Genomic DNA, 14,733 nt, shown 5'->3' with positions numbered 1-14,733 from the left:
CCTTCCCTTAAATCCTTTCCGATAAAAATGAAAGTCGCAGTGATTTTAGTGGAGCCGGAGTATCAGATGAACATTGGTTTTGTTGCAAGGACAATGAAGAATTTTGGAGTTAAGGAGCTTATATTGGTTAATCCACCAGAATTGAAAGGAGAGGCGTACAAATTTGCTATGCATGCTAAAGATGTCTTAGAAAATGCAAAAATAGTCAAAACCGTAGATGAAGCATTGAAAATCGTTGATGTGGCTGTGGGAACAACAGGGATAAGTGGTAAGGTTTATCTTCCCGAGAGGACGCCTATAAGTCCTGAGGAGTTTGCAAAGAGAGCCTTTTTATATGGTGGCAAAATTGGGATTTTCTTTGGCAGGGAAAGTAAAGGCTTAAGCAATGAAGAACTTGAAAAAATGGACTTCACAGTGACAGTCCCAACAAGTGAAGAATATCCTGTGATGAATCTAAGCCACGCTGTTGCCGTTGTTCTCTACGAGATTTACAAGCAGCGGATAAAAGCGGAAACCCCCACAGAAGAGAACAGGCATTTAAGAAAAGCTACCAGAGAAGAGAAGGACATTTTGGTTAAATACTGGAGCGAGCTTTTGGAGACTCTAAACTATCCAAAAGACCCAATAAGGCGGAAATACTTTACTATAATGTTCCGCCGCGTCATTGGCAGGTCGTTCATATATGCAAGGGAGATCTACTCCCTATATGGACCTTTAAGGCTGGCAATCGAAAAAATCAAGAGGTGTGAAAATGATAAGCATTGAGAAGTTTGAAATCTTTGGGCGAGAAATCTGGATCGCTGTAGTCTTGGAGGAGAAAATTGATGGAATAACTTTTTCTTTGGATGGTTATGACTATCTTATGGAGCGAATAAACTCATTAAAAGCCCTTCTTGAGCGTAGAAATGTTTCGGTAGATTTAACTGAAGAAAAAAGTGATTATCCAAAGATTGTTTATAATGTGCTGGTTGGTGATATTGAAAACCAGGATGCTCTGAGATTCCTGAGCTTCAGAGGGGTTACATCCTTTGAAAAGAAAGTTTATGAAGTCTTGACAAAAAAAGTTAAAAGAGGAAGCGTCATAACCTATGGAGAACTCGCTAAAATGCTGTCAACATCTCCAAGGGCTGTAGGGAATGTTATGAAAAGAAATCCATATCCAATAATCGTTCCATGTCACAGGGTTGTTTTAAAATCAGGATTAGGTAATTATACACCAAAAAAGGAGTATAAGCAGTTTTTACTTGAGATAGAGGGGGTGAAAGGATGGACAAGCTAAAGCTTTACATAATAGGATTTTTGGCACTGATAATCGCAATAGCTGGAGGGATAGTTTACAAATGGGGTTTCTGGATGCTTGTCAGGATTGTTCTCAGCTTAGGATTTTTGGGACTGACTTTGATGCTTGGTTTCTTCCTTGTGCTGACTCTTTATGCAGAAAGCTGGAAGTACGCAGTTTATCTGCTGGTACCAACAGCTCTCAGTGCTTATGCAACTTATTTGAGCATAACCTGGCAGAAGCTTAAGGTTGTTGGAGGAATAATCCTCCTCTTCATTTTGGGATTGGCTTTTGGGATATGGTACATAAGCGAGCCTGACTTGAGTTTGGCAGACAGATTCCGCTCTGCAGAGAAGCTTGAAAAGATGGGCAAATATAAGGCAGCTGCCAGAAAGTACGAGAAGAAGGGCAATTACTTAAAGGCTGCTGAAATGTATGAAAAGCTCGGTTGGATGGAGAGCGCAGCGTGGGCATACGAGAAAGCTGAGAAATACGAGAAAGCTGCTGAGATTTATGAGCAGCTCTATGAGAAGGAAAAGGACACATACTATCTAAAAGAGGCTCATGAGTACTGGAAGAAAGCTGGAAACATGGAGAGAGCGGCTAAAGCACTGGAGCGCTATGCTGAGGAGGAGCCCTGGTTCTGGGAGGATGTTGCAAAGCTCTATGAGGAACTTGGAAACGAGGAAAAGGCTAAGGAAGCATGGCAGAGGGCTTTGGACTATTACATGAAGGAAGCTCAAGAAGAGGGAGTGTTTTGGGAAGATGTTGGAAACATAGCAAGAAAGCTTGGAAAAGAAGAACTTGCGAAAGAAGCTTATCAAAAGTTCCTCGAATACTGCTTGAAAGAGGCAGAGGAAGATCCAATGTGGTGGAAGCATGTGGCAGAGGCTTATGAGTATCTTGGTGAGAAAGATAAGGCAGAAGAGGCAAGGAAGAAATATGAGGAATACAGAAAAAAGATAATGAAAGCTAATGAAGAGACATCGAAGTTTCCGGAATGAAAAAAGTTGCTCCTTTTCAGTAACTTTTTCACGCTAACTATAAATACATCTATCTATGAGCCTTTGTAGGTGGTGTGAATGTTTCCAATGAAAGGCATGAACCCAAAGCAGATGAAGAGGATGATGAAGCAGCTTGGTATAAAGATGGAGGAGCTTGAAGGGGTTAGAGAAGTCGTGATACGGTTTGAAAATAAGGAAATTATAATCAGGGAGCCAGTTGTTACTGCGATTGTTGCAATGGGGGAGAAAAGTTACCAGATAGTGGGCAAGGAAGAGGTTAGAGAAGTCGTTAATATTCCAGAAGAGGACATTAAGCTTGTCATGGAGCAAACTGGTGTTGATTACGAAACCGCTAAAAAAGCTTTAGAGGAAACAAAGGGAGATTTGGCAGAGGCCATTCTAAAGCTTCAAGAGACTTAGATGCTCTTTTTAATATCATGTTTTATTCCAAAAGAATATAAACCTCCATATATTAGCTCAACTCGATGAAGGCAATTGGTGTTATTAGACATTCACCAAGAAGAAGGATAAACAAAGCGGAATTTGAAGAGCTTCTGCGTAGTGCGGGTTATGAAGTTCTTGCGATAGTTGAGCAGGTTAGGGAGGAACACCCAAAGTACAATATTGGTCCTGGAAAGCTTCAAGAGATCAAAAAGCTGGCAGAAGAGCTTAAACCAGACAAAGTGATTTTTGCAAATCAGCTCACACCCTCTCAGGCTTTTAATATTGCAAAGGAACTCAGGGTGGATATTATAGACAAGTGGCAGCTTGTCCTTGAAATTTTCGAAAAGAGAGCACATTCTAAAGAGGCAAAGCTACAAGTTGAGCTTGCTAATTTGAGATATGAGTTGCCTCTCGTTAGAGAGGCAATTAGAAGGGCAAAGATGGGCGAACAGCCGGGTTTTAAAGGTATGGGTGAGTATCAGATTCACCAGTATCTGAAGCACATTCGCTACAGAATGGGTAAAATAAGAAAGGAACTTGAGAGAATCAGAGAGGACAGGGAAGTCAAAAGAAAACGAAGAGAAGAAGTTGGATTCATCCTAATTGCTTTAGCCGGATACACCAATGCTGGAAAATCCACGCTCTTGAATGCTTTGGCGAGAGAAGAAATTCCAGCTAAAGATCAAATGTTTACAACCCTTGACACCACAACAAGGAGATTTAAAGTTAATCAGAAGAGAGTCTTGGTAACGGATACAGTTGGATTTATAGATGATCTGCCGCCTTTTATTGTTGAGGCATTCCACTCAACACTTGAAGAGATAACGAAAGCTGATATAATTCTTCTTGTTTTGGACGTGAGCGAACCATGGAGTGAAATTAAAAGGAAGTTTTTGGCTTCTCTTAAAATTCTGAGAGAGCTTAAAGCGTTAGACAAGCCGATAATTGTTGTTTTAAATAAGCAGGACTTAACGACAAATGTTGATGTTGAAGATAAAAAAGGAGCAATTAAAGAGCTTGCAGATAAAAGGGGAGTTGTTATTTTTGATGTTGTCAGCATATCAGCAAAGCTTAATCGGCTGGAAGAACTTTACAGAGCCTTGGAAAGGGCAATTTTAACCTTGCCGAAGTACAAGTCCTTTGAGATAGTCGTTAAAGAGAAGGAGAAGGTCTCACAGGTCATTGCCTTAATAAATTCAATTGGGGAGATTCTTGATATCGAATATGGGGAAGCTACAAAGATTTTAGCCTACATCCAGGTTGGAATGATTAAGAGCCTGACAAAGCTGGGGGTTGAGATAAAGTATTCACCAGTTGAAGTTGAGTAATTTGTTTTTACTCTGTCTATTTGGTTTATTTTATGATAATTGTGTTCATTTGTGTTATGTTTTTAGTGTTAATGTATGACAATGGAAACAGTTATATACTACTTTCGCCTATAGTATTAATGATCATCTTGTTTGGGGGGGGCGGAGTGCAGAAGTGGGTAGTTTTGGGCATCCTTGTGTTGTTGGTTTTTGGGAATTTGGGTTTTGTTTTTGCTGAACAGTTTCAAGAAGTCAAGGGTTTGCAAGTTAAGACTGAGAAGTGTGATTCCTGTCCTTATCAGGGTTTTGATGTTGATAAGGCTTTAAGTGAAGTCGATGCAAAGATTGAAAACTTGACTAAAGTGATTAATCAAAAAGAAGTAGAATTGCAGAAGCTTTATGCTGAACTCAACAGAACTAAAAGCGTTGAAATTCTTGAGAAAATTGTTAAACTTGAGGATGAAGTTCAGCTTTTAAAGAGCCAAAGAGAATTTTACAAGAGACGTAAAAATGATTTAAAACTGATTAAGAAATATACTGTGAAGACCCTTTATGGCTTAAAGGTATTATACTACAAACTACCTCCAAAGAAACATGTAATAGCTATTCATGTTCAAGAAATCAAAAAGATAAATCCAAAGTTTAATGCCTCAAGTGTTGAAGAATTAATAACATTTTATAGGCAAGCAAGTGAATTGACATTCTATAAAACAGCATTAATTGATTTGAAAATATCATCTGAATTCGAAAGCGACATGTATAATATGACTTTAGTAGTGCAGTTACTTCAAAAGAGGAAATATCTGTGGAATAAAATATACGAGTATTTGACAAAAAGAGATGAACTATATACACTTAGTAGGTTGTGGGATACTCAAAACTACCAAATTGAACCAAAAATCTTGGATGTCCCGGATTTTTGTTATTACAATGGGAGAATATGGATTTGCAGTGAAATTCGAGAGGGATACTTACAAGATGAAGAATGCTGTCTGACATATTATGGCATTAAACAACCTTTGCCAGAAAATGTTGAGATAACATTCACAAATGTCGAGCCAACAGTAGTATGGATTGGAATGTACTCATCCCAAAATCCAGACATTTCGTTTCACTTTGCAGATTGGTGTACCTATACTTTTCCATCAGATAATGATGAAAATACTATAAAGACATTATATTGGGATACAGCATATGAACTTGCTAGGAGTTTAGGAGAACCATTAAGGTCAATTCAAATTAAATTCTTTTATAAGGCATATGCCCAAAATCCAGATAGTGGTGATATCCAGGAGGCTAACTTAATATACCAGTATGAGTGCTATTATACTTCGGCAGGAACTGTTGGATGTTGGCCATCTCCTGGATACGGAGGTACTAAGTTACCACTAAATCCTCTTAATCCAGGGATTATCAAAACAGAAGTGACAGTATTTCCATACTATTTAGCTTGTAAATGTTATGGAGACTGTGGGGGATATGGATGTAGCTATGCCAAATGGGCTAATGGACATTGTAATGGATGTTTTGCTCCAGATGAATCGACTTCACAAAACTTTGCTACTATCGGATAGTTTGGTGATGTCATATGAGAGCACAATTGGTTGTTATATTTCTTCTTTCTCTTTTTATATTACATTTGGGTTGTTTATCCCCTTACTCCCATACTCCTACTGACTCAGAAAGTCTTTCATCTAAATTTATTCTAAATGAAACAACCACAGCGACCACAATAGATGAAAATAATGAAAGTGTAGGCGTAAAAATAAATGTAGAGCAAATAACATTGTATAATGCAACGTTTCTTATTATAAGGGATTTCCAGCCTTTTGATAACAAAATTATTGTGTGGGATTTTCAGGATACTCTACGAGTATTTGATCTTAAAAATGGTGATGAGATACTTAGAATTAGTAACGTTAGAAATGTATCCTTTTCAAATTATGTTGCATACTTTGAGAAAGGTGGGCATTCATATAACCTATTCTACAATACATTAAAGGTAAAACAAGTCCCCTTTAAATACTACTTTGATAGTGTTGAGATAAAGATAAATGGCACTAATATTTTGGTGAACTTTAATGGAACTAAAATTGCATCATTACACGGAAATGAGTTTAAAATCCTGAAGATTCTAAAGAATAAGTATGCAGTTATTGCATGGGATATAAATGTTCAAGAAACCAAAATCTTGCTCTTTGAAGGTAATAAAACATTGGTACATACATTAGATGGAATTTTTTGGGACTGGAAGATTTTTAATGACAAGCTGTATGTTGTCACTATAAAATTAAAAAGGGACTATTTTTATGATCAGACGAATCCAGATAAGAAAGTTTATTATGATTACATATCTTTTGCGGGAGTGCATGAATTCAGCATAAAGAACTCTTCATATTTGGGTATGAAAGCAGGTTCTGCTTTTACTTCATATAATGACAGAACATACACAATTTACTCAAATTATCTCTACATAAATGGAACTTCCAAAAAACTTGAGATCCCATGTTTGTACAAACCTGGGGATATCTACGTTGCTGGTTCTCTCGGCTCTGGAGAAAACGGATTTATAGTTTTTGCAGTATGGGGATGGTTCTGGTGGAGTGGGCATCCTTTTTCAGAACTTGGAGTCTACTTTGTACATAATGAGGAAATTGAATGTATCGGTCACCTAAGTTCAACGTTTAAAATTCCAGTTAAGAAAATCAGAGCATGGGAAAGATACTTCGCTGTTCAGTATAACAGTGGATTAATCGAAGTTTATAAAGTTAAATCATTCCCGCAAATCTAAAGATGTGGAATATTATCAGGGCAATTATTATTGCCGTCGTAGGCGTTGCAACCCAGCCAAATACAATGTCCTTTATCGTCGACTTGTCTATACCCTCTCCCGTTATTATACCAACTCCCACGACTCCACCCACAATTGCCTGACTTGAACTAACAGGCAATCCTAATATATTAGCTAAACTCACGGCAATGGCTGAGCCAAACTGGGCGGCAAAAGCTGAAGCCGGTCCTAAAGCTGTTATCTTCTTTCCAACGGTGTACATTACAGCATAGCTGAAGGTTAAAGAACCCAGAGCTAAACTCAAAGCTCCAAAAATCCCAGCAACCCTTGGCTCCAAAAATCCTGCTCCGACCAGTGGTCCAGTGGCATTTGCCACCTCGTTTGCCCCAAAGTTAAAAGCCATGTATGAACCACCAAGGACAGCCAGCCATTTGTACAAAAGCTCAATACGTCCGAGGCTTTTCATCTGATTGATTAGATATCCATAAAATTTGTACAAAATCATTGCAAGAATTCCAGCAACGATGGGTGAAACTACCCATGCTGCAGCAATTTTAGAGAGGGTAAACCATCTTATGGGGGCATGGATTGCCAGACCAACTCCTACAACTCCCCCCACTATAGCCTGAGTTGTGGAAACCGGAAGTCCCTTAATCGTTGCAATTGTTACCCAAACCCCAGCAGCTAAAAGGGCTATGATTGCCATCTCAATTGTTAGGTATCCTTCGGGCACAATTCCCTTTCCAACGGTCTTCATGACCTTGTAGCCTTTTAGATAAGCTCCAAGGAGAACAAATACTGCAATCGTAAAGGTGGCTTGTCTGAAGCTTAGAACCCCTGCCCCCACTGCGGTTCCCATAGCATTGGCTGAATCATTTGCTCCTATGTTCCAAGCGATGTAAAAGCCAACGGCAAGTGCTGCTATCACTATTCCGTCCATGATTTCACCGCCCTCTGCATCTATAGAGTATATAGTCTATATAGTGGAGGATCGCATTTAAAAATATTGTTCTCATCAGTGAGGATAATGACTGTCCCAAGAATTCGTCCCATTGTGTTTTTACAAATATAAAGTATTCTCCCAATGATGTTTGGTGTTCTTTTATAGACACTAACCACAAAGCATGTTCATTCTTACCCAAAGACACTTGCCGAAAGCTTCTTCTTTCTATACCGAAAACTAAATAAATGCATTCTCTCAAAACTAATACCGAAAAACTTTAGGGGGCAAAGATGATGATAGAAGTTCGTTTTCATGGTAGAGGTGGACAAGGTGCAGTTACCGCTGCAAACATTTTAGCTGAGGCAGCTTTTATAGAGGGCAAATATGTGCAGGCATTTCCGTTCTTCGGTGTCGAGAGAAGAGGAGCACCAGTTACAGCATTTACAAGAATCGATGAGAAGCCAATCAGAATAAAGACCCAGATATATGAGCCCGACATTGTTGTTGTTCTGGATCCATCCCTCTTAGAGACCGTTGATGTTACAGCGGGTCTTAAGGAAGGAGGAATTGTCATTGTCAACACGGAAAAGAGCAAAGACGAAGTTCTTGCAAAGCTCAAGAAGAAGCCAGCAAAGCTGGCTTTAGTTGATGCAACCACAATAGCCCTTGAGGTGCTTGGATTGCCAATTACGAACACCTCAATTCTCGGTGCAGTTGCAAAGGCAACTGGGATAGTTAAAATCGAGAGCGTTGAAACTGCAATTAAGGAGACATTCTCCGGAGAGCTCGGAGAGAAGAACGCAAGGGCCGCAAGGGAAGCATTTGAGAAGACTGCTGTTTATGAGCTTTAATTTCTTTCCTTTAAAATCCTTTAGGGGTGAATAATTTGAACACTTTATTTGGGGAGAAGAAGGCAAAAGCGGAGAGGTTGGTATTTAAATCTGTTGATGAATACCCAGAGGTGCCACTTACCCTTGGCACGACTCTTGTAAACTTCACTGGAGACTGGAGGACTTTCATCCCAGTAATTGATGAGAGCAAGTGCATCAAATGCTACATCTGCTGGAAGTTCTGTCCAGAGCCATCGATATACATCAAAGAAGACGGATATGTAGCGGTGGACTATGACTATTGTAAGGGCTGTGGTATCTGTGCCAATGAGTGCCCAACAAAGGCAATTACAATGGTTAGAGAAGAAAAGTGAGGTGATAACATGCCGAAGAAAGTCGTGAGCGGTAATTATGCAGCTGCTTATGCTGCGAAGCATGCAAGAGTCGAGGTTGTTGCTGCTTATCCAATCACACCGCAAACAAGCATAATTGAAAAGATAGCTGAGTTCATAGCCAATGGAGAAGCAAACATCCAGTATGTCCCTGTTGAGAGCGAACATTCTGCCATGGCAGCATGTATAGGCGCTTCAGCTGCTGGTGCAAGAGCTTTCACTGCCACATCAGCCCAAGGTTTGGCTTTGATGCACGAAATGCTCCACTGGGCAAGCGGTGCGAGACTGCCAATAGTCATGGTTGATGTCAACAGAGCAATGGCTCCACCCTGGAGCGTTTGGGATGATCAGACTGACAGCTTAGCTCAAAGAGATACAGGCTGGATGCAGTTCTACGCCGAAAATAACCAGGAGGTGTATGACGGCGTTTTGATGGCGTTTAAAGTTGCAGAGCACAAGAAGGTAAATCTTCCCGTCATGATCATTGAGAGCGCATTCATACTGAGCCATACATACGATATAGTTGACATGCCCCCACAGGAGGAAATTGACGAATTTTTACCGCCAAGGGAACCGTTGTACACACTGACGGATTTTGACAACCCAATTGCCGTTGGTGCTCTGGCTACTCCAGCTGACTACTATGAATTCAGATACAAGATTGAAAAAGCAATGGAAGAGGCAAGAAAGGTCATCAAGGAGGTAGGAAAAGAATTTGGCGAGAGATTCGGAAGGGACTACTCTCAGATGATTGAGCTTTACAAGACGGAAGATGCAGAATTCGTCTTTATGGGAATGGGTTCATTGATGGGAACAGTTAAGGAAGCCGTTGATCTGCTCAGAAAAGAGGGATACAAAGTTGGTGCAGCTAAAGTCAGATGGTTCAGACCGTTCCCGAAGGAGGAACTCTATGAATTAGCCAAGAACGTGGACGGCATAGCAGTCCTTGACAGAAACTTCTCCTTTGGACAGGAAGGGATACTCTTCAACGAGGCAAAGGGAGTTCTTTACAATACTGATGCAAAGCCAATAATGAAAAACTACATCGTTGGACTTGGCGGAAGGGACTTCACTGTCAATGACATCAGGGCAATAGCTAAGAACATGAAGGAGATCATCGAGAAGGGCAAGCTTGATAGGGAGATAGAGTGGTACCACTTGAAGAGGTGAGAGGAATGGAGATTCCCGAAAACATAAAGAAGAGATTGTCAATTCCGTTTGAGGAGAACTTTTATGCGGGACACACAGCGTGCCAAGGGTGTGGGGCTGCCTTAGGGTTAAGATATGTGCTCAAGGCATATGGGAAGAAAGCGATCTTCACAATCCCTGCATGCTGTTCGACGATTATAGCTGGCCCATGGCCATACTCAGCTTTTGGTGCTCCGCTGTTCCACACAGCTTTTGAAACCACAGGGGCAGTTATAAGCGGAATTGAGGCTGCTCTTAAGGCTAAGGGATACAAAGTTAAAGGAAAAGACGGCATAATGGTAGTTGGATGGGCTGGAGACGGTGGAACTGCCGATATTGGTCTGCAGGCTTTAAGCGGATTCCTTGAGAGAGGACACGATGCGTTGTACATCATGTATGATAATGAGGCTTATATGAATACTGGTATTCAGCGTTCGAGCTCAACACCATACGGAGCGTGGACAACGAACACACCTGGAGGAAAGAAGCACTTCCTTGAGAAGAGGCACAAGAAGAAGGTCATTGACATTGTTATAGCCCATAAGATACCCTATGCGGCAACAGCGAGCATTGCATTTCCAGAGGACTTCATGAGAAAGCTCAAGAAGGCTCAAGAGATCCCAGGACCGAGCTTCATACAGCTCTTTGCCCCATGTCCGACAGGCTGGAGGAGTCCAACCGATAAGAGCATAGAGCTTGCAAGGCTGGCTGTTCAGACGGCATACTTCCCGCTCTTCGAGTATGAAAACGGGAAGTACAAGATAAACATGCCAAATCCAAAGAAGGAGCCAAAGCCAATTGAAGAATTCCTCAAGCTTCAGGGAAGATTCAAGTACATGACGAAAGAGGACATTGAAATACTCCAAGAGTGGGTGCTCAGAGAGTGGGAGGAGCTCAAGAAGAAAGCCGAAGTTTTCGGCTGATTTACTTTCCTTATTTGACGGATTGATGTCGAAAAAGTTTAAGTTCCAAATGTAGAACTCACCTGAGGTGATACATATGGCGGAAAGCCCATTTAAAGCGGATATAGAGAGGGTAGAAAAAGAATTGACTGAGAAAATGACCCCGGGAGCTATAGCATACATTCCAGGAAGCAGTGTAATAAACAAAACAGGTTCTTGGAGAGTATTTAAGCCCGAGTTCAACAAGGACAAATGTATAAGATGCTTCTTGTGCTACACATACTGTCCAGAGCCGGCAATCTACTTGGACGAAGAAAACTATCCAGTTTTTGACTATGACTATTGTAAGGGTTGTGGTATCTGTGCTAATGAGTGCCCAACTAAGGCAATCACGATGGTTAGAGAGGTTAAGTGAGGTGATTTAGATGCCCATGAGGAAGGTTATGAAGGGAAATGAGGCAGCTGCTTGGGCTGCAAAGTTGGCTAAGCCAAAAGTTATAGCTGCGTTCCCAATTACACCGTCAACACTTGTTCCAGAGAAGATTAGTGAATTTGTTGCCAACGGCGAACTGGATGCTGAGTTCATTAAAGTTGAGAGCGAGCACTCTGCAATTTCAGCGTGTGTTGGTGCTTCAGCCGCTGGAGTGAGAACATTCACAGCAACAGCTTCACAAGGTTTGGCTTTGATGCACGAGATTCTATTCATTGCGGCTGGTATGAGATTGCCGATCGTCATGGCCATTGGTAACAGAGCACTTTCAGCCCCAATTAACATCTGGAATGACTGGCAGGACACAATTAGTGAGAGAGACACTGGATGGATTCAGTTCTATGCTGAGAACAACCAAGAGGCTTTGGACTTGATCTTAATTGCATTCAAGGTTGCTGAGGACGAGCGTGTTTTGTTGCCAGCAATGACTGGATTCGATGCATTCATCCTAACCCACACAGTCGAGCCTGTCGAAATCCCAGACCAGGAGCTTGTTGACGAGTTCTTGGGTGAATACAAGCCAAAGCACGCCTACCTCGATCCAAAGAGACCCATTACTCAGGGAACACTCGGATTCCCAGCTCACTACATGGAGGCAAGGTATAAGGTATGGGAGGCAATGGAGAACGCGAGAGAAGTCATCAAGGAGGTCTTTGAGGAGTTTGAGAAGAAGTTTGGAAGAAAGTACCAGATGGTTGAGGAATACAAAACGGATGATGCTGAGATCATCATGATAACAATGGGCTCACTTGCCGGAACACTCAAGGAGTTCGTTGACAAGAAGAGAGAAGAAGGAGTAAAAGTTGGAGCGGCAAAGATTACAGTATACAGACCGTTCCCAATTGAAGAGATTAGAGCATTGGCTAAGAAAGCAAAGGTCTTGGCAATTCTTGAGAAGGATATCAGCTTTGGCTCAGGTGGAGCAGTCTTTGCAGATGTCGCAAGATCACTCATCAACGAGAAGGAGAAGCCAATAGTCCTTGACTTCATCATAGGTCTTGGTGGAAGGGATGTAACATTTGGACAGCTTGAGGAAGCATTGAGCATTGCAGAAAAAGCCATGAAAGAAGGTGTTGAAGAGGAGGTTTACTGGATAGGATTGAGGAAGGAGATTTTGTGAGGTGATTGAAATGGCCGTAAGAAAGCCCCCCATCACAACTCGCGAGTACTGGGCACCTGGTCATGCTGCATGTGCTGGATGTGGATGTGCAATAATTATGCGTTTAGCCACTAAAGCATTTAGCGAAGCCATGGAAGAGAAATACGGCGATCCTGATGCTTTTGCAATAGCCCATGCAACTGGATGTATGGAGGTTGTCTCCGCAGTCTTCCCATACACTGCTTGGAAGGCCCCATGGATTCATGTTGCTTTTGAAAATGCCGCAGCTGTTGCAAGTGGTGTTGAGGCAGCTTGGAAGAAGCTTGGTTACAAAGGAAAAATCCTTGCATTCGGTGGAGACGGTGGTACTGCGGATATAGGCCTTCAAGCACTCTCTGGAATGCTCGAGAGAAGGCACAACGTCGTTTACATCATGTATGATAATGAGGCTTATATGAACACTGGTATTCAGCGTTCGAGCTCAACACCATACGGAGCATGGACAACAACCTCACCACCAGGGAAGTACTCGATAGGTGAGGACAAGCCGAAGAAGTGGGTTGCCTTAATAGCTGCAGCTCATCAGATCCCATACGTTGCAACAGCGAGCATTGCAGACCCATATGACCTCTATAGAAAAGTCAAGAAGGCGGCAAAGATTGACGGTCCAGCCTTCCTGCAGATACACGGTCCGTGTGTCCCAGGCTGGAGAATCCCACCAGAGAAGACAGTTGAAGTTGCAAAATTAGCAATTGAGACTGGCGTTTGGCCACTCTTTGAAATTGAAAATGGTGACATAAGAAACATCAAGTTCCAGAGATTCCCCAAGGATGGAAAGTTCAAGAAGCCGATTGAAGAATACCTTAAGCTCCAAGGAAGATTCAAGCACCTATTCAAGAGACCTGAGGCAATACAAGAGCTCAAAGAGCAAATCAAAGCAATGTGGAAGGTCCTCGGAAAGGAAGTTGAACTTCCCTGATCTTTTCTTTGCTTGATTTTTATTCCCTATTCTTGAAGTTCATTACACATTTTTGTCCCGAAATGTATTTATTTATGACAAAGCTTATAAAGTTTTAGATAAACCTAACTTCAGCATTATTCAAGAGGTGATTACGATGACCATAAAAACCCCACCTTCATTAAATATCCCGGGATTTGGAGTTGACCCGTTAACTCAAAGAATTAAGGAAAAGGAAAAAAAGTGGAAATATAAGATTGCAGTGCTCAGCGGAAAGGGAGGAGTTGGAAAGAGTACGGTAGCTGTTAACCTGGCAACTGCCTTGGCCAAGCTTGGCTACTTCGTCGGTGTCTTGGATGCAGATGTACACGGGCCAAATGTTGCTAAGATGTTTGGTGTTGAGAAAGCGGAAATCCTTGCTGAAAAGGTCAATGACCATTTTGAGATGATCCCACCCGTAGTGGACTTCATGGGTCAAGTAACACCAATCAAAGTCATGAGCATGGGAATGATGGTTCCCGAAGATCAGCCAATTATCTGGAGAGGTGCTCTTGTTACAAAAGCACTCAAGCAGCTCTTAGGGGATGTGAAATGGGGAGAGCTTGACTTCATGATAATCGACTTTCCCCCTGGAACGGGCGATCAGATACTAACCGTTACCCAAACTCTAAAACTTGATGCCGCAATAGTTGTGACAACACCTCAAGAAGTAGCTTTGCTTGATACGGGCAAAGCTGTTAACATGATGAAGCAGATGGAAGTTCCCTACATAGCGGTCATTGAGAACATGAGCTACTTAATCTGCCCCCACTGTGGAAATAAGATCGATCTGTTTGGAGAGGGCGGTGGAGAAAAGCTTGCTAAAAAAGAGAATGTTGATTTTCTTGGTAAGATTCCAATAGACCCAAAGGCGAGAGAGGCAAGTGATTTGGGAATCCCAATAGTGCTATATGATGATACTCCAGCAGCTAAGGCTTTTATGGAAATTACCCAGAGGTTAGTTGAAAAGCTTGAAGAAATGAAAAAAGAGCAGTAAAGCTTAAATTTTCAACATATTACATACTACTGGCATGCGCGGCTGAGGTCGGGGAAACCCGAAACTGTGA

Annotated in this window: 16 protein-coding genes; 15 read left to right on the top strand and 1 reads right to left on the bottom strand. The window is 41.7% G+C overall.

The genetic code is table 11. The features are described 5' to 3' along the window. Positions 1-48: 48 nt before the first annotated feature. The 7 genes from VFC49_RS06005 (at position 49) to VFC49_RS05975 (ending at position 6,825) form a co-directional block, all read left to right on the top strand. Positions 49-765 (top strand): RNA methyltransferase, encoded by a 717-nt coding sequence (locus tag VFC49_RS06005; RefSeq protein ID WP_324734776.1) that lies wholly within the window; start codon positions 49-51, stop codon positions 763-765. Further along, the gene (gene otg, locus VFC49_RS06000) at positions 752-1,279 is read left to right on the top strand and encodes a methylated-DNA--protein-cysteine methyltransferase (RefSeq protein ID WP_324734775.1); all 528 of its coding nucleotides are present in this window, start codon (positions 752-754) and stop codon (positions 1,277-1,279) included. The genes VFC49_RS06005 and otg overlap by 14 nt, the downstream gene beginning before the upstream one ends. Further along, the gene (locus tag VFC49_RS05995; RefSeq protein WP_324734774.1) at positions 1,267-2,283 is read left to right on the top strand and encodes a tetratricopeptide repeat protein; all 1,017 of its coding nucleotides are present in this window, start codon (positions 1,267-1,269) and stop codon (positions 2,281-2,283) included. Before otg ends, VFC49_RS05995 begins: the two co-directional genes overlap by 13 nt. Positions 2,284-2,370: 87 nt before the next feature. Then, the gene (locus VFC49_RS05990; RefSeq protein ID WP_324736658.1) at positions 2,371-2,703 is read left to right on the top strand and encodes a nascent polypeptide-associated complex protein; all 333 of its coding nucleotides are present in this window, start codon (positions 2,371-2,373) and stop codon (positions 2,701-2,703) included. 65 nt (positions 2,704-2,768) lie between these two features. After that, the gene (gene hflX / locus VFC49_RS05985) at positions 2,769-4,055 is read left to right on the top strand and encodes a GTPase HflX (protein ID WP_324734773.1); all 1,287 of its coding nucleotides are present in this window, start codon (positions 2,769-2,771) and stop codon (positions 4,053-4,055) included. Between the two features lie 146 nt (positions 4,056-4,201). After that, the gene (locus VFC49_RS05980) at positions 4,202-5,608 is read left to right on the top strand and encodes a hypothetical protein (protein ID WP_324734772.1); all 1,407 of its coding nucleotides are present in this window, start codon (positions 4,202-4,204) and stop codon (positions 5,606-5,608) included. Positions 5,609-5,622: 14 nt separating this feature from the next. After that, positions 5,623-6,825: a hypothetical protein gene (locus tag VFC49_RS05975; protein WP_324734771.1), complete on the top strand. Its 1,203-nt coding sequence runs from the start codon at positions 5,623-5,625 to the stop codon at positions 6,823-6,825. Here the strand turns inward: VFC49_RS05975 and VFC49_RS05970 are convergent. Beyond that, the gene (locus tag VFC49_RS05970) at positions 6,803-7,765 is read right to left on the bottom strand and encodes an inorganic phosphate transporter (protein ID WP_324734770.1); all 963 of its coding nucleotides are present in this window, start codon (positions 7,763-7,765) and stop codon (positions 6,803-6,805) included. The genes VFC49_RS05975 and VFC49_RS05970 overlap by 23 nt on opposite strands. Before the next feature lie 296 nt (positions 7,766-8,061). On the opposite strand from VFC49_RS05970, the gene VFC49_RS05965 reads away from it, so the two are divergent. The 8 genes from VFC49_RS05965 to VFC49_RS05930 all read left to right on the top strand — a co-directional run bounded on the left by VFC49_RS05965 (position 8,062) and on the right by VFC49_RS05930 (position 14,663). Further along, positions 8,062-8,619: a pyruvate/ketoisovalerate ferredoxin oxidoreductase subunit gamma gene (locus tag VFC49_RS05965; RefSeq protein WP_056935045.1), complete on the top strand. Its 558-nt coding sequence runs from the start codon at positions 8,062-8,064 to the stop codon at positions 8,617-8,619. A gap of 35 nt (positions 8,620-8,654) precedes the next feature. Beyond that, positions 8,655-8,972, top strand: coding sequence for a 3-methyl-2-oxobutanoate dehydrogenase subunit delta (locus VFC49_RS05960; protein WP_013467832.1), 318 nt, complete (start codon positions 8,655-8,657; stop codon positions 8,970-8,972). A gap of 9 nt (positions 8,973-8,981) precedes the next feature. After that, a complete protein-coding gene (gene porA, locus VFC49_RS05955; RefSeq protein WP_324734769.1) occupies positions 8,982-10,160 on the top strand; it encodes a pyruvate ferredoxin oxidoreductase in 1,179 nt (392 codons plus the stop codon). Between the two features lie 5 nt (positions 10,161-10,165). Further along, positions 10,166-11,101, top strand: coding sequence for a 3-methyl-2-oxobutanoate dehydrogenase subunit beta (locus tag VFC49_RS05950; RefSeq protein ID WP_013467830.1), 936 nt, complete (start codon positions 10,166-10,168; stop codon positions 11,099-11,101). Positions 11,102-11,177: 76 nt separating this feature from the next. Further along, a complete protein-coding gene (gene porD / locus VFC49_RS05945; RefSeq protein ID WP_013467829.1) occupies positions 11,178-11,495 on the top strand; it encodes a pyruvate synthase subunit PorD in 318 nt (105 codons plus the stop codon). Positions 11,496-11,505: 10 nt separating this feature from the next. Next, positions 11,506-12,690: a pyruvate synthase subunit PorA gene (porA, locus tag VFC49_RS05940; protein WP_056934408.1), complete on the top strand. Its 1,185-nt coding sequence runs from the start codon at positions 11,506-11,508 to the stop codon at positions 12,688-12,690. Between the two features lie 10 nt (positions 12,691-12,700). Further along, on the top strand, positions 12,701-13,648 hold the full coding sequence (gene porB, locus VFC49_RS05935) for a pyruvate synthase subunit PorB (protein ID WP_324734768.1): 948 nt from the start codon (positions 12,701-12,703) through the stop codon (positions 13,646-13,648). A gap of 136 nt (positions 13,649-13,784) precedes the next feature. Continuing rightward, the gene (locus VFC49_RS05930) at positions 13,785-14,663 is read left to right on the top strand and encodes an Mrp/NBP35 family ATP-binding protein (RefSeq protein ID WP_324734767.1); all 879 of its coding nucleotides are present in this window, start codon (positions 13,785-13,787) and stop codon (positions 14,661-14,663) included. Positions 14,664-14,733 lie beyond the last annotated feature (70 nt).

The sequence above is a fragment of the Thermococcus sp. SY098 genome (assembly GCF_035621495.1).
Lineage (GTDB): Archaea > Methanobacteriota_B > Thermococci > Thermococcales > Thermococcaceae > Thermococcus_B.
The sequence above is the reverse complement of the archived record's forward strand: the minus strand, read 5'-3'. Positions and strand labels throughout refer to the sequence as shown.

Bases quoted from the DNA above. Each gene is read 5' to 3' on its own strand.
- porB (WP_324734768.1), top strand. From the start codon at position 12,701: ATGGCCGTAAGAAAGCCCCCCATCACAACTCGCGAGTACTGGGCACCT.
- VFC49_RS05990 (WP_324736658.1), top strand. From the start codon at position 2,371: ATGAAAGGCATGAACCCAAAGCAGATGAAGAGGATGATGAAGCAGCTT.
- VFC49_RS05975 (WP_324734771.1), top strand. From the start codon at position 5,623: ATGAGAGCACAATTGGTTGTTATATTTCTTCTTTCTCTTTTTATATTA.
- VFC49_RS05950 (WP_013467830.1), top strand. From the start codon at position 10,166: ATGGAGATTCCCGAAAACATAAAGAAGAGATTGTCAATTCCGTTTGAG.
- porD (WP_013467829.1), top strand. From the start codon at position 11,178: ATGGCGGAAAGCCCATTTAAAGCGGATATAGAGAGGGTAGAAAAAGAA.
- porA (WP_324734769.1), top strand. From the start codon at position 8,982: ATGCCGAAGAAAGTCGTGAGCGGTAATTATGCAGCTGCTTATGCTGCG.
- VFC49_RS05995 (WP_324734774.1), top strand. From the start codon at position 1,267: ATGGACAAGCTAAAGCTTTACATAATAGGATTTTTGGCACTGATAATC.
- VFC49_RS05970 (WP_324734770.1), bottom strand. From the start codon at position 7,765: ATGGACGGAATAGTGATAGCAGCACTTGCCGTTGGCTTTTACATCGCT.
- otg (WP_324734775.1), top strand. From the start codon at position 752: ATGATAAGCATTGAGAAGTTTGAAATCTTTGGGCGAGAAATCTGGATC.
- VFC49_RS05930 (WP_324734767.1), top strand. From the start codon at position 13,785: ATGACCATAAAAACCCCACCTTCATTAAATATCCCGGGATTTGGAGTT.
- VFC49_RS05965 (WP_056935045.1), top strand. From the start codon at position 8,062: ATGATAGAAGTTCGTTTTCATGGTAGAGGTGGACAAGGTGCAGTTACC.
- hflX (WP_324734773.1), top strand. From the start codon at position 2,769: ATGAAGGCAATTGGTGTTATTAGACATTCACCAAGAAGAAGGATAAAC.
- porA (WP_056934408.1), top strand. From the start codon at position 11,506: ATGCCCATGAGGAAGGTTATGAAGGGAAATGAGGCAGCTGCTTGGGCT.